Genomic DNA, 13,796 nt, shown 5'->3' with positions numbered 1-13,796 from the left:
TACATGAATCTAAAGGGATACGTATTTAAAATAGTCCTCTTACCTATTATTTCCTTCTAATATTTGCTCCTTTAAATAGTCAGTAAATACAGGAACATCCACTCCTGATATTATATTCACATTAAACTCATCAGCATATTCAATATACTCAATAGTTTTTTGATTTCTTGTCGTAATAAAATAATTAATATCTTTAAATAACATTTTTTCATTAGATATAATATCATTTATAATTAGAATATCTGGATAATCTGCTCTTTCAGAAATTAAATTTATAACGTTATTTATATTTTCTTCGAAATTTTCATCCTGTTCGATTCTTAGTATAAGAGTAACTTCATCATAGCTTGAAAAATGACTTATATATTGATTTATTACATTTCTCCATATTGGATATGATTCATTGAAATCAGGTATAAATAAAATAGAATTTAATTTTTTATCCATTACGATACTTTGAACTTCTGTATCTCTATAAGTATTAAATTTACTAACAAACTCTTGAATGTCTTTGCCGAACCACATTTTATTTTCTTCAATTTCCTCTGTTCCCCAATTCCACCATTTAATCTCGAGTAACTGCTTAATTTGTTCCTTGTCAAATCTATATTTAATTATTTTCATAGGATTTCCTATTGCTATTGCATATGGAGGGATATCTTTAGTTACAATTGTTCCTGCCCCTACTACAGCGCCATCTCCAATTCTAACTCCGGATAAAATTGTTACATCATTACCTATCCAAACATCGTTTCCTATAATTATTTGACCTTTTTTAGGTAACTTTCGAGTCACTTCTAATAATGGTGAAGTAGAAATAGATTTATAATCGTGATTTCTATCAATTAATAACGTTACATTATATGCGATAGAACAATAGTTTCCTATGTGGATATTGATAACTTCATTACCCATGTTTACTTGAATTTTCATGTCATTAATATAACTATTTTTACCAATGGTGAAAAAAGGGAAGTTTTCTTTTCCGCCATTATTAAAGACGAATGTTCTTATAGAATCATCACAACTAACTGTTATCATCGATAAACCCCTTATAAAATTATTTTTATTGTCACTAGAACTTCATTGCTATCTTCATTTAATATCGGATGCGAAAAATGATTTTAGGCTCTTCACTAAGACCTGTTCTTATTTTAAAAAGAAAGTAGTTCTTCGTTTCACGCTTATAAAATATGTTGTTATATTGCTTTGGATTTCGAGTGAAGTAATGACTAAGTTGTAAGTCCTTGATATTATTACTTCTTCCTTCTACTGCTGCATTGTAAAACATAAATGGTTGTCATTATGTTTGTTTTTTCTTGGAATTTTCCCCATTGTTATAAGGATTCTTGTGCATTGGTGTGATAATTTAATTTGTAAACAGAGTAAAGTTGTAAAACAACAGAAATTGCTTCATTAATTTAACTTCTTGCACAGATAATTGCTCATTCCGTTCACCTTAAAGTCGACACTTTCCTTTAATTGTTAATACATATAATGAGAAAACATTTTACGATCGTCTTCGAGCTAGTTGTATATCCTCTGTTACGTAACAATTTACATCGAAATAATTAAGTCAATTGAATATACGATTAAAAAAGTATCAAAAGTACCTGGCCAGTTAGGACCTTACAAAAAAATAGAGAAGATAATTTGGATGTATCGAAAAATTTAACTTCTAGTGAGTCTCGAATTTGTGATGGTGATATGCCAAATGATTTGATGAATCAAACAAAATTATCAATTCTTTCTCTAGCAAAGCAATGTAGCTCTAGCTAATCAACTGCTACAATGTATTGCAATGATTAAGGTTAATATTTAAAGAGCCTTCCTTTTTAAAAGAAAGGCTCTTCGTTTAATGCGAAAGTATCTTCAAAATATCAGCCGTATTCTGATTAATCGTCGATACAAACAGTTGATCACTCTTCTGACGTACTTCTAACCCAACAAAATTCATCATCTCTTTGGCCATATCTGTATCAGTTAATAAAGATACGGATGCGGTGATATTTGACTCTTTTACAAATGAATTTTCCATATGATGCTCAATTGCTTCGTAATAAGAACCAATCTTCGTCAAATTACTCGTTGTTTGAACAATTGCCTCATCTAGCTTGCCTATTAAGTCTGAAGAAGCATCACGTGTAAGTAAATTAACAGCATCTAATCCAAGAGCAGTAGTACTTGTATCCATTAAATCGATCGTAATTTGCTGACCTGGATTTGCTCCGACCATTAATACTAATGGTGCGTTTTCTCCGAGAATTTTCATCGTATTGAATTCTAACTTATTTGCTGTATCATTAATACCTTCCATGATTTGCTCGAGCTCCATCTGACTTGCCTGGCGATCCTCGTCTGTCAATGTATCTGTTGCATTCATGACAGCAAGCTCACGTGCTCTTTGCAATAAGCTGTTCACATTATTTAAGCCTTCATCTGCTGCAGATAAGACGGAAAGACCATCCTGCATATTTCGTTGTGCCTGTGAAAGACCTCGTACTTGGGCACGAAATGTCTCAGAAACAGCTAGTCCTGCAGCGTTATCACCTGCACGGCGAATATTTAACCCTGATGCCAATTTATCAAGTGTTTTCTCGACTTTTGTTTCATTTCGTTGGTAACGATTCATTGAAAAGGTAATCGCTGTCTGATTCTGAATTTTCATCTTTTCACCTCTTTTCACATAAATCTCTATATCACTTCTTATATCGACGAAAAAACAATCGTTTTCAAGATAATAGGTGAATTTTTTCAAAAAAGTGCCGATATTATAAATAGAAATAATGAGGAGAGAAGGCTGAATGGACGTAAAGCAAGTAGAAAATGTATATAAGCAGCATAGTTTATCGTCCTTACCTCCAAGAAAGCTTATTTTATGGATGGTTGAAGAAGCTTCCAAAGCGCTAGGAAAAGGAAAACGAGCAATTGAAGAAAAAAACAAAGTTGAACAAAATAAGCAAATTCAAATTACACAACAGCTTATACTTGAAATTATTCCATTAGTGAATAATTCGATTGAAACTGGCAAAATCTTGACAGCTATCTTAGATTTTATGAATCGTAGACTTATTGAAGCAAACATAAAACAAGATAGTACAATATTAGTAGAGATAGAATCATTGCTGCTTCAGTTTAAATTGATTTTGATAGAGGAAAAGTAATCTTTTTAATTATTTTACAAGTATTTTCGATAATATAGATATTAAGCACATTTTTTCTATTAAAAGGATAAATCTGAAAAGACGGATTAAACTTCTTAGAAGATAGTCCGATATAAGAATTAGAACATATTTAAGAGGAGTGTTTATTTATGTCTGTCGCTAAAATTGCTTCACAGCCAACACTTCACAACTTAGATCAAACATACAAAACTGCTGAAAAAGAACATATAGAGACAAGCACTGTACAAGAGAATCAATTCACTCAAAATGAAGCGGATTTAGAAAAGGTTGTAAAAAGTATGAACGACTTCCTGCAGCCTGCAAATACACATATTAAATTCGAGCTTCATGAAGAATTGAACGAATACTATGTAACAGTAGTAGATAATCAAACGAATGAAGTAGTAAGGGAAATCCCATCGAAGAAAATATTAGATATTTATGCGAAAATGACAGAGTTTATGGGACTTCTGTTTGATAAAAAGATATAGAGGTGATGAGACATGGTAACTCGTATTGGTGGATTAGCAAGTGGAATGGATATTGATACGCTTGTAAGTGATTTAATGAAAGCAGAACGAATTCCACTCGACAAATTAACGCAAAAGAAGCAAATTTTAGAATGGCAACGTGATGACTATCGCAGCATGAATACCCTTTTAAGTGATTTCGATAAGTATATTTTTGATAATATGACACTTCAAAAGGATTTTTTAAAGAAGACTGTTACAAGTACTATGTCGGATGCAGTAACTGCAACAGCTAATACTGCTGCTGGGAATGTATCGACTAGTATTAGTGTAAGTCAGCTTGCAACATCAGCTAACTGGGTTTCTGGTGCATCTAACTTTACAGCATATTCAACAGACACCGAAATTGAATTACAGGTAACAAATGGTGATGGAACGGTTAAGGATGTTAAGCTTACAGTTAAAGCTGGAGCAACTCTAGATGATGTATTAAAGCAATTATCAAGTAATAAGGACTTAGGTGTAACGGCTTTTGCTGAAAATGGCAAAGTAGTCTTGTCCAAAAATGACACTGGTGCAAAAGCATCAATTAAATTAATGGATGCAGATGCAGAAAAGTTGTTCACAGATTTAGGATTTACCTTTGATGGTAATTCAAAAGAATTAACTCCAACTACGGCAGGTACTGATGCAGAATTTACTATCAACGGCTTAGCTACAACACGCTCAAGCAACACATTCACAATCAACAACGTAAACTACACACTCAACGACGTAACAAATGGAAAAACAGCAAGAATTTCCGTTGCAACTGACACTGATAACATGGTTGATAAAATCGTCCAATTTGTTAACAAATACAATGAAATGATTGAAAAAATCAACGGTGAAATAAGTGAAACTCGTTATCGCAGCTATCAGCCATTATCTAATGAAGAAAAAGAGGCGATGACAGATAAGCAAATTGAGCTTTGGGAAGATAAGGCGAAAAGTGGTCTTCTTAAAAATGATTCAATTTTGTCAGGTGCATTAACAAAAATGCGTACAGCTATGTATTCTCCATATACTGGAACAGGCGCAAATAGTGAGCTGAACCAACTAGCTCAAATCGGAATTACAACATCAAGTAATTTTAGAGATAACGGGAAATTGACAATTGATGAAACAAAGCTAAGAGCCGCAATCGAAAAAGACCCAGAAGCGGTATTCCAACTTTTTAGTGGTTCAACTAAAGTAACAACAACTGCAGCAGATGGTACAACAACAACGAAGAATAGTACCGTATCATCAGAGATGGGGATTACAAACCGTCTTCGTTCAATTATCAGTGAAACAGTAAAAAGTATTGAGGAAAAAGCAGGTAAGGCGACTTCAACAAACCAGCAATTTTCAATTGGTCGTAATATCGTGGATATCGATTCACAAATTACCCGTTTTGAGGCTCGTCTCCTTCAAATTGAGGATCGCTATTGGCGTCAATTTACAGCAATGGAAAAAGCAATTCAACAAGCAAATTCACAATCAACATACCTAATGCAACAATTTGCTTAAAAACAAAGGAGTGTCTTAAGTGGCTATTAATAATCCGTATGCAGCCTATCAACAAAATTCAATTACAACAGCATCGCCAGGTGAACTTACGTTAATGCTATACAATGGATGTATTAAATTTATTAACCAGGCATCACAAGCGATTGATGCTTCTAATATTCAAGAAAAGAATACAAATATCCAAAAGGCACAAAAAATCATTACTGAGCTTATGATCACGTTAAATAAAGATTATGAGGTCGCTAAAAAATTTGAAGTGATGTATGAATATATGAATCATCGTTTAATTGAAGCAAACATAAAAAATGATAAAGAGATTTTGCAAGAAGTAGAAAATTATGTTGTCGAATTCCGAGATACATGGAAGCAAGTCATCCAAATTAACCGTCAGCAGCAGTATGGTCAAGGTGGACAAGCATAGTGAGTTCAATTCAAGACGTCTATCAAATTACTGAGCAACTTGTTCAGCTTGTTGAAAATCCGATTCCTAAGGATAATCGAGATGATTTTATTGAAAAAATCACGTTATTGCTATCTGAACGAGAGTATGTGATGGCCGGAGTAGAAAAGCCTGTAACTGGGAAAGAGAAAGAGCTTGCGAATAAAATTATTAGTTGGAATGAGACAATTATAGAAAATTTTAAGATGATCCAAAAGCAAATTCAACAAGATATGATGCAATTGAAGAAGACAAAAACGTCGAATAATCAATATACTAACCCATACCAACATCTATCAGTATCAGACGGTATGTATTATGACAAGCGAAAATAGGTGATATACGTGATATCACTGACGGAGCAGGATGTTGAGTTTCTCCAATACTATTACCATCTTTTGGATACGATTGAAGAAGGCTTTGATTATATTCTAAATAGTTTTATGGAGATAGAAAATATTGAAAACAATCAAGTATTTAAAGACATACTTATTGCATTCTATTATATTGATTCCTCTCGTACTCTATTAGAAAAAACGTTTCATAATGATAAATGCCTTCTTCATTCGATACATAAATTTGATGAAATTATCGAATTGCTTGAAGATGAATTAAGATGTAACACAAGCTTTGAACAATCTCTTTTCATGAAGCATCAGTTAATTCCTGCGTTTCTGAATTGGAAGGCTTCAATGCAAACAAATATAAAAACCTATGTTTTACATTAAATAGGTATTTTAATAGATAGGACGTGTCTGTATGGATATCGCATTAATGTCAATGGCCCTTAGTCAAGGAAAGGTCCAGCAACAAGCATCATTATCTGTTATGAAAATGGCAATGGGGAATGCAGAGCAACAAGGAGATGCGCTTCAAACATTATTAAGCACAACTAACGCATCAGCAATTCAACATGCTGCACAACCGCATTTAGGTGGAAATATTGATATAAAATTATAAGTGATATAGAGTAACCATAGTCATTATGGTTGCTTTTTTATTTGTGAGAATTTTTTGCAGTAAATGATGTTTTATTTGAAACCCCTTACATATTTGGAGCACCTCCCGCATATATTACTACACCCCACCGCACAATAAATTCCAATCGCTTTTTCTACAAATTTTCACAATTTTTTCACATCTTTTTCGATAATAAGCAGGAGTTTGGCAGGGTAACATAGAATATTGTATACATAGCTTTATCAAAAAGGAGGAGTTCTACATGAAATTTAACGTCAGAGGGGAAAACATTGAATTAACTCCAGCTTTAAGAGAATATGCAGAAAAGAAAATTGGTAAGCTTGAACGGTACTTCGATGAATCAGTTGATGCGAAGGTCAATATTAACCTGAAGTACTATAATGATCAGGATTCTAAAATCGAGGTTACAATCCCGATGACTGATTTAGTGCTACGTGCAGAGGAGCATAACCAAGATATGTACGCGGCAATTGATTTAGTTGTAAATAAATTAGAACGTCAAATTCGTAAACATAAAACAAAAGTAAACCGCAAATTGCGTGAGCAAGGAGATCCGAAATTTGTGTTTAATAACGTACTCCCGGAGGATAATGCTACAGAAGAAGAGGACACACAAGAGCTTGTTCGTACTAAGCGCTTTAACCTAAAGCCAATGGACAGCGAGGAAGCAATTCTTCAAATGGACATGCTTGGTCACAACTTCTTCGTCTTTACAGATGCGAAAACGAATAAAACGAATGTTGTATATAAACGAAAAGATGGAAAATATGGCTTAATTGAGCCACAAGTTTAAAATAGATAAATCGACAGCGCCTCCTTAAAGGGCGCTGTTTTTCATAAGGAGAAGGAAATGATACAACCAAAAATCACCGTAATCGGCAGCATCAATATGGATTTAGTTACAAGAACATCAATCATTCCAAAAGTAGGAGAAACCGTCCTCGGGGAAAGCTTCCATACGATCCCTGGTGGTAAGGGAGCAAATCAGGCGGTAGCAGCTGCAAGATTAGGTGCAGACGTTACTCTTATTGGCTCTGTTGGGAATGATGGGTTTGGAAGCATGCTAAAGGAGCATTTACAAGAACAAGGCATAAACACTGAATATATTAAAACGGTGGAGGGAATATCAACTGGAATAGCTGCGATAACTTTATCACAAGGAGACAACAGCATCATAGTCGTATCTGGAGCAAACAATGAAGTCACTCCAGCATTAATCACAGATTATGAACAAGTAATCGCTAAAAGTGACCTCATTCTCTTACAACTAGAAATCCAAGTGAAAGCAGTAATTGAAGCTGTCTGTCTAGCAAAGAAACATAAAGTACCTGTTATCCTAAACCCAGCGCCAATTCAAAAACTACCAAGAGATCTGCTATTACAAGTAGACTACTTAACACCAAATGAGCATGAACAAACGATGCTGTTCTCTAGTATAGATGAGGATGAATTATATGACATGAAAGAAAAATGCATCGTCACCAAAGGAGCAAATGGAGTTACAATCTATCAACATCAAAAAGAAACAACAATCCCGTCCTACAAAGTAAATGCCATAGACACAACCGGTGCCGGAGACACGTTTAATGGAGCCTTAGCCGTATCACTAAGCAAAGGCAAAACACTCCAAGAAGCATGCAATTTCGCCAATGCAGCAGCAGCCCTCTCCGTCACAAAACTCGGCGCACAAACAGGAATACCAACACTTGAAGAAGTTGAATCCTTTTTGGGGGACAGTCCCCAAAACAACATCTAAAAGCAAAAAAGCGTTAATTTTGAGTAAAACGGGGACAGTCCCCCAAATGTTCAATTTCTTGTGTTCATTGAGTTATATGAATTCTCTGTTGGAAATGATGTTGAAACGGGGACAGTCCCCACACATATGCCTCTCCACATACGTCCCTGTTGTACCATATCCCAAATAGTGCTAAAATAAAGGATGGTTTATAATATGAACTATTTGAATGATTTCACTCTAAATACAGAGGAGCGTTTTGAATGCTTGGAATTTTAAACAAGGTGTTTGATTTAAACAAACGTGCGTTAAATCGTTATGAGAAAATGGCGAATCAGATTGATGCCTTGAGTGGCAAGATGAGCAGTTTATCTGATAATGAGCTTAAAGCAAAAACAGAAGAGTTCAAAGGTCGGCTTGCCAAGGGTGAGACACTTGATGACCTTTTAATAGAAGCTTTTGCTGTTGTTCGTGAGGCAGCAAAGCGTGTATTAGGATTGTATCCTTACAAGGTGCAATTAATGGGGGGTATTTCACTACACGAGGGAAATATCTCAGAGATGAAAACAGGTGAAGGGAAAACATTAACTTCAACTATGCCTGTTTATTTAAATGCACTTTCAGGTGAAGGTGTGCATGTTGTAACGGTCAACGAATACTTAGCAAGTCGTGACGCAAATGAAATGGGTCAGCTTTATGAGTTTCTTGGCTTAAAGGTAGGCTTGAACTTGAACTCCCTTACAAAGGATGAAAAGCGTGAAGCCTATGCTGCGGATATTACGTATTCCACAAATAATGAATTAGGCTTTGACTATTTACGTGATAACATGGTTCTTTATCGTGAACAAATGGTTCAACGCCCATTAAATTTTGCCGTTATCGATGAGGTTGACTCCATTCTTATTGATGAAGCGAGAACACCGTTAATTATCTCGGGACAAGCTGCAAAATCGACCAAGCTTTATCTACAAGCAAATGGCTTTGTACGTCAATTAAAACAAGATGAAGACTTTACGTATGATGTGAAAACAAAGGCTGTTCAGTTAACTGAGGAAGGAATTACGAAGGCTGAACGTGCTTTTGGTATCGATAATTTATATGATATTACGCATGTTGCACTTAACCATCACATTAACCAAGCGTTAAAGGCGCATTTTGTCATGCAAAAAGATGTTGATTATGTCGTTGAGGACGAACAGGTTGTCATCGTTGACTCGTTTACAGGACGTCTAATGAAAGGACGTCGTTACAGCGACGGTCTTCACCAGGCAATCGAAGCAAAAGAAGGCTTAGAAATTCAAAATGAAAGTATGACACTTGCAACGATTACCTTCCAAAACTACTTCCGGATGTATAAAAAACTCGCTGGTATGACTGGTACAGCAAAAACAGAGGAAGAGGAATTCCGCAATATTTACAACATGCAAGTTATTGCGATTCCAACAAATCGACCAATTGCCCGTGATGATAGAGCTGATTTAGTCTACCGTTCAATGGAAGGGAAATTCCGTGCTGTTGTTGAGGATGTCAAGCAACGCCATGACCTTGGTCAACCGGTTCTAGTTGGGACAGTAGCGGTTGAAACATCTGAATTAATTTCCCAGCTTCTTAAGAAAAAAGGTGTTCCACATCATGTATTGAATGCGAAAAACCATGAGAAGGAAGCGGAGATAATTGAAAATGCTGGGCAATTAGGTGCGGTGACGATTGCAACAAACATGGCAGGTCGTGGTACTGACATCAAGCTTGGCGAAGGTGTTATTGAAAAGGGCGGTCTTGCGGTAATTGGTACAGAGCGACATGAATCACGTCGTATCGATAACCAGCTGCGAGGACGTTCTGGACGTCAAGGGGATCCAGGTATTACGCAATTCTACCTCTCAATGGAGGATGAATTAATGCGTCGTTTTGGATCGGAAAATATGATGAATATGATGGATCGACTTGGAATGGATGATTCACAGCCAATCCAAAGTAAGATTGTCACTCGTGCCGTTGAATCAGCACAAAAACGTGTTGAAGGAAATAACTTTGATGCACGGAAACAGCTGCTTCAATATGACGATGTTTTACGCCAGCAGCGTGAAGTCATTTATAAGCAACGCTTTGAAGTATTAGATTCTGATAACCTGCGGGAAATTGTTGAAAAAATGCTTGTTTCTACAATTGAGCGTGTTGTTGATTCATATATGCCAAGGGATGAGGACGAGGATGCTTGGAATTTGGAAGGCATTGTCGATTATATGAATGCAAACATCCTTCAAGAGGGTGAGCTTGAAATCAACGATCTTCGTGGTAAGGAACCTGAAGAAATCGCACAAATGATTAAGGAAAAAGCGATTGAGCGTTATAATGCGAAGGAAGAAGACTTCGGCGAAGAGCAAATGCGCGAGTTTGAAAAGGTTATTCTTCTTCGTGCTGTTGATTCAAAATGGATGGATCATATCGATGCGATGGATCAGCTTCGTCAAGGTATCCACCTTCGTGCTTACGGACAAAATGACCCACTCCGCGAATACCAAATGGAAGGCTTTGCGATGTTCGAAAACATGATTGTAGCCATTGAGGAAGATGTTGCGAAATTTATTATGAAAGCACAAATCCGCAACAACCTTGAACGTCAAGAAGTAGCAAAAGGTCAAACAGCCGTTCATGCGAAAGAAGGCGACGAGCCAGTGAAGAAAAAGCCAGCTCGTAAAGTAGTAGAAATTGGCCGAAATGATCCGTGTATTTGCGGAAGCGGCAAAAAATATAAAAATTGCTGTGGTCAATAATAATTCTTTGAAAATTATCGGCACTTCTTAAGGTTTGTTGTGTTCGAATCAAAAACTAAGTAATGGTTGATTGGAGCGGAAGTATAAGACTCCTGCGGGATGCGTGGGAAAGGTGAGACGTGAGCAGGTTTACCGAGGAGGCTCACCACCCACCCCGCGGAAAGCGAGTACTGTAGAGGAAATCAACCAAAACACTAACTTAGTAAAAGACAATAAAGATACAAAAACATATGATAAAAGAGTCATAACCATATAAAAGGGGAAAAATAGATACAACAATCTGAGAGAGGTGACAGCCACCTCTCTCTTGTTTCGAAAAATATTTTCTAAAATCATATAGAGGTGACTGGAATGGAATTAGTAGAAATTCGTCAAGAGCTTGAAAAAACAGCTAAACGTTTAGCGGACTTTAGGGGGTCTCTTTGACCTCGATATAAAGGAAGCACGTATTCAGCAGCTTGAAGGGCAAATGACTGCACCTGATTTTTGGGATAATCAAAATGCAGCTCAAGCTATTATCAATGAAACAAATGCGTTAAAGGAAATGGTTGACCAGTTTCATGAACTAAATGAATCATATGAAAACCTCCAATTAACGTATGAACTCGTAAAGGAAGAAGAAGATGCTGATTTACAAGCTGAGCTTTCTTCTGAAATTAAAGAAATTGTAAGTAAATTAAATGATTTTGAATTACAGCTTCTTTTAAGTGAGCAGCATGATAAAAATAACGCCATCTTAGAGCTTCACCCTGGTGCTGGTGGGACTGAGTCACAAGACTGGGGCTCAATGCTACTTCGTATGTACACTCGTTGGGCTGAGAAAAAGGGCTTTAAGGTTGAAACGCTTGACTATTTACCTGGTGATGAAGCGGGGATTAAAAGCGTAACCCTTCTTATTAAAGGACATAATGCGTATGGTTATTTGAAAGCGGAAAAAGGTGTTCATCGTCTTGTCCGGATTTCTCCGTTCGATTCTTCTGGCCGACGTCACACATCATTCGTTTCCTGTGAAGTAATGCCAGAATTTAATGAAGAAATCGATATTGAAATCCGTACCGAAGATTTAAAAATTGATACGTATCGTGCAAGTGGTGCCGGTGGACAGCATATTAACACAACTGACTCTGCTGTTCGGATTACCCATCTTCCAACAAACATCGTTGTAACATGTCAAACGGAGCGTTCTCAAATTAAAAACCGTGAGCAAGCGATGAAAATGTTGAAGGCGAAGCTTTATCAAAAAAGAATTGAAGAGCAAGAAGCAGAGCTTGCAGAAATTCGTGGTGAGCAAAAGGAAATCGGTTGGGGAAGCCAAATCCGTTCATACGTTTTCCATCCCTATTCAATGGTAAAAGACCATCGTACGAACACAGAAATTGGGAATGTGCATGCAGTCATGGATGGAGAATTGGATCCGTTTATCGATGCGTATTTACGTTCGAAATTATCATAAGAAAAAACATTCAAGCAGTGATTTTTAACATCACTGCTTTTTTGTATAGAATAAATCGAATTGGTTAAGATAAAGAAAACTACGCCACACTGAGGAGTATCAAAGTGACCATTACCTTTTTAATTGTGTCCTATAGTGTACTCATCTTAGTTTTGCTTTTGATGCCAAAGCGCCTCACAAAAGTAGAGGCTTATATGACTTTCTTTGTCGTATCCTTCCACACATTAGCTGCTGATCTTTTATTTGCAAGCATCATGGGCTTGTACAATATTATGGGAAAGAAAGGCCCACAAATATCAGATTTCATAACAGAAACGACTTTACCCGCACTATTTGGGATTATTTTTGTCAATTTCCTTCCTACCGGAAAAGTAAAGCTTTTTTTATATATTATTTTATGGGTTTTGCTTTCAACCATTTTTGAGGGTATTGCGAGATATGTTCATTATCTTGAATTTACTGGCTGGAAAACGAGCTATTCCATCCTATTTTATATTTACGCTTGTCTGTTTATGATATGGCATGTTTCATTTACTAGGAAAAATAGAATGAAATAATTACCATTCCTTATTTGGAAAATGGCTATTTCTTTCGGGGCATCACCTATCCAACATATCCCGCGGTAGTTTCACACTTACTCTCCGATCAACCTAAAAAAACAACAATTTGTTTGAAAGTACAAAGAGAATAAAGGCTACTTAATAAGTTCACAAAATTGATCAAACTAAGCAAACGGTTGAATTATCAAGGTTTTCTATAAAAACAGGCCCGATGTAGTACATAGAACTTGTTTCAAACCTAGTAATTTGTGGTTATAATAAGTGACGAGATCACGATACATAGTGAATAAATAAGTAGACTCCATTTAAGCAAATTGAAAATAGAGGAGGATTAGAAAATGAAAAAGAAAATAGCGGCGTTATTACTCGGAACATCAATGCTATTGGCAGCATGCGGTGGTGAAGAGGAAGCGAGTGATGGTTCGAATACGAATATGACAGCTAGTGGCGATGTTGAAAAAATCGTTCAACAAAACTGTATTGGCTGCCATGGTGAGAACCTTCAAGGACGAAACGGTCCAGACTTAACGGAAATAGGGGCAAAATACAATAAAGATGAAATAAAGGATATATTAGTTAATGGCTACGGGAGAATGCCTAAGGTGTTAGGTGAGGCAGAAGCAGAAACAGTTGCTAGCTGGCTCGCTGAGAAAAAGTAAAACATATGTC

16 protein-coding genes are annotated in these 13,796 nt (G+C 36.2%); 14 read left to right on the top strand and 2 right to left on the bottom strand.

Annotation, left to right across the window (positions count from 1 at the left end; all coding sequences use genetic code 11):
* Positions 1-39: 39 nt before the first annotated feature.
* The gene (locus ACTJJ9_RS06075; protein WP_440768538.1) at positions 40-1,041 is read right to left on the bottom strand and encodes a CatB-related O-acetyltransferase; all 1,002 of its coding nucleotides are present in this window, start codon (positions 1,039-1,041) and stop codon (positions 40-42) included.
* A gap of 612 nt (positions 1,042-1,653) precedes the next feature.
* Here ACTJJ9_RS06075 and ACTJJ9_RS06070 point away from each other — a divergent pair.
* The gene (locus ACTJJ9_RS06070; protein ID WP_255451828.1) at positions 1,654-1,779 is read left to right on the top strand and encodes a hypothetical protein; all 126 of its coding nucleotides are present in this window, start codon (positions 1,654-1,656) and stop codon (positions 1,777-1,779) included.
* Between the two features lie 76 nt (positions 1,780-1,855).
* Here the strand turns inward: ACTJJ9_RS06070 and ACTJJ9_RS06065 are convergent, their stop codons facing one another.
* Complete coding sequence (locus tag ACTJJ9_RS06065; protein WP_145581244.1) at positions 1,856-2,668, bottom strand: flagellin N-terminal helical domain-containing protein; 813 nt, start codon at positions 2,666-2,668, stop codon at positions 1,856-1,858.
* 136 nt (positions 2,669-2,804) lie between these two features.
* Here ACTJJ9_RS06065 and ACTJJ9_RS06060 point away from each other — a divergent pair, with 136 nt between their 5' ends.
* The 13 genes from ACTJJ9_RS06060 to cccB all read left to right on the top strand — a co-directional run bounded on the left by ACTJJ9_RS06060 (position 2,805) and on the right by cccB (position 13,786).
* On the top strand, positions 2,805-3,164 hold the full coding sequence (locus tag ACTJJ9_RS06060; RefSeq protein WP_095299765.1) for a flagellar export chaperone FliS: 360 nt from the start codon (positions 2,805-2,807) through the stop codon (positions 3,162-3,164).
* Between the two features lie 149 nt (positions 3,165-3,313).
* A complete protein-coding gene (flaG, locus tag ACTJJ9_RS06055) occupies positions 3,314-3,655 on the top strand; it encodes a flagellar protein FlaG (RefSeq protein ID WP_095299766.1) in 342 nt (113 codons plus the stop codon).
* A gap of 12 nt (positions 3,656-3,667) precedes the next feature.
* On the top strand, positions 3,668-5,185 hold the full coding sequence (locus tag ACTJJ9_RS06050; protein ID WP_145581243.1) for a flagellar hook-associated protein 2: 1,518 nt from the start codon (positions 3,668-3,670) through the stop codon (positions 5,183-5,185).
* Positions 5,186-5,204: 19 nt separating this feature from the next.
* Positions 5,205-5,606 carry a flagellar export chaperone FliS gene (gene fliS, locus ACTJJ9_RS06045; protein WP_145581242.1) on the top strand — a complete coding sequence of 134 codons (402 nt, stop codon included), beginning with the start codon at positions 5,205-5,207 and terminating at the stop codon, positions 5,604-5,606.
* Complete coding sequence (locus tag ACTJJ9_RS06040; protein WP_145581241.1) at positions 5,606-5,959, top strand: hypothetical protein; 354 nt, start codon at positions 5,606-5,608, stop codon at positions 5,957-5,959. Before fliS ends, ACTJJ9_RS06040 begins: the two co-directional genes overlap by 1 nt.
* A 9-nt stretch (positions 5,960-5,968) precedes the next feature.
* A complete protein-coding gene (locus tag ACTJJ9_RS06035; protein ID WP_145581240.1) occupies positions 5,969-6,352 on the top strand; it encodes a hypothetical protein in 384 nt (127 codons plus the stop codon).
* A 31-nt stretch (positions 6,353-6,383) separates the two neighbouring features.
* A complete protein-coding gene (locus tag ACTJJ9_RS06030; RefSeq protein ID WP_095299771.1) occupies positions 6,384-6,584 on the top strand; it encodes a YjfB family protein in 201 nt (66 codons plus the stop codon).
* Between the two features lie 262 nt (positions 6,585-6,846).
* Positions 6,847-7,398, top strand: a complete 552-nt coding sequence (gene hpf, locus ACTJJ9_RS06025) for a ribosome hibernation-promoting factor, HPF/YfiA family (protein WP_095299772.1) — start codon at positions 6,847-6,849, stop codon at positions 7,396-7,398.
* Positions 7,399-7,455: 57 nt separating this feature from the next.
* Positions 7,456-8,361, top strand: coding sequence for a ribokinase (rbsK, locus tag ACTJJ9_RS06020; protein WP_145581239.1), 906 nt, complete (start codon positions 7,456-7,458; stop codon positions 8,359-8,361).
* Positions 8,362-8,603: 242 nt separating this feature from the next.
* Positions 8,604-11,114 (top strand): preprotein translocase subunit SecA, encoded by a 2,511-nt coding sequence (gene secA, locus ACTJJ9_RS06015; protein WP_145581238.1) that lies wholly within the window; start codon positions 8,604-8,606, stop codon positions 11,112-11,114.
* Positions 11,115-11,465: 351 nt separating this feature from the next.
* A protein-coding gene (prfB, locus tag ACTJJ9_RS06010; protein WP_141231498.1) for a peptide chain release factor 2 occupies positions 11,466-12,567 on the top strand; the annotation gives its coding sequence in 2 pieces (ribosomal slippage) (positions 11,466-11,537 and positions 11,539-12,567; 1,101 coding nt in all).
* A gap of 104 nt (positions 12,568-12,671) precedes the next feature.
* Complete coding sequence (locus ACTJJ9_RS06005; protein WP_095299775.1) at positions 12,672-13,124, top strand: hypothetical protein; 453 nt, start codon at positions 12,672-12,674, stop codon at positions 13,122-13,124.
* Between the two features lie 341 nt (positions 13,125-13,465).
* Positions 13,466-13,786 carry a cytochrome c551 gene (cccB, locus tag ACTJJ9_RS06000; RefSeq protein ID WP_095299776.1) on the top strand — a complete coding sequence of 107 codons (321 nt, stop codon included), beginning with the start codon at positions 13,466-13,468 and terminating at the stop codon, positions 13,784-13,786.
* The last annotated feature ends 10 nt before the right edge of the window (positions 13,787-13,796 follow it).

The sequence above is a fragment of the Metabacillus sp. 22489 genome (genome assembly GCF_052044855.1).
Classification (GTDB): domain Bacteria; phylum Bacillota; class Bacilli; order Bacillales; family Bacillaceae; genus Metabacillus; species Metabacillus niabensis.
Note: the sequence above shows the minus strand (reverse complement) of the source record. Positions and strands in the feature narration are given on the sequence as shown.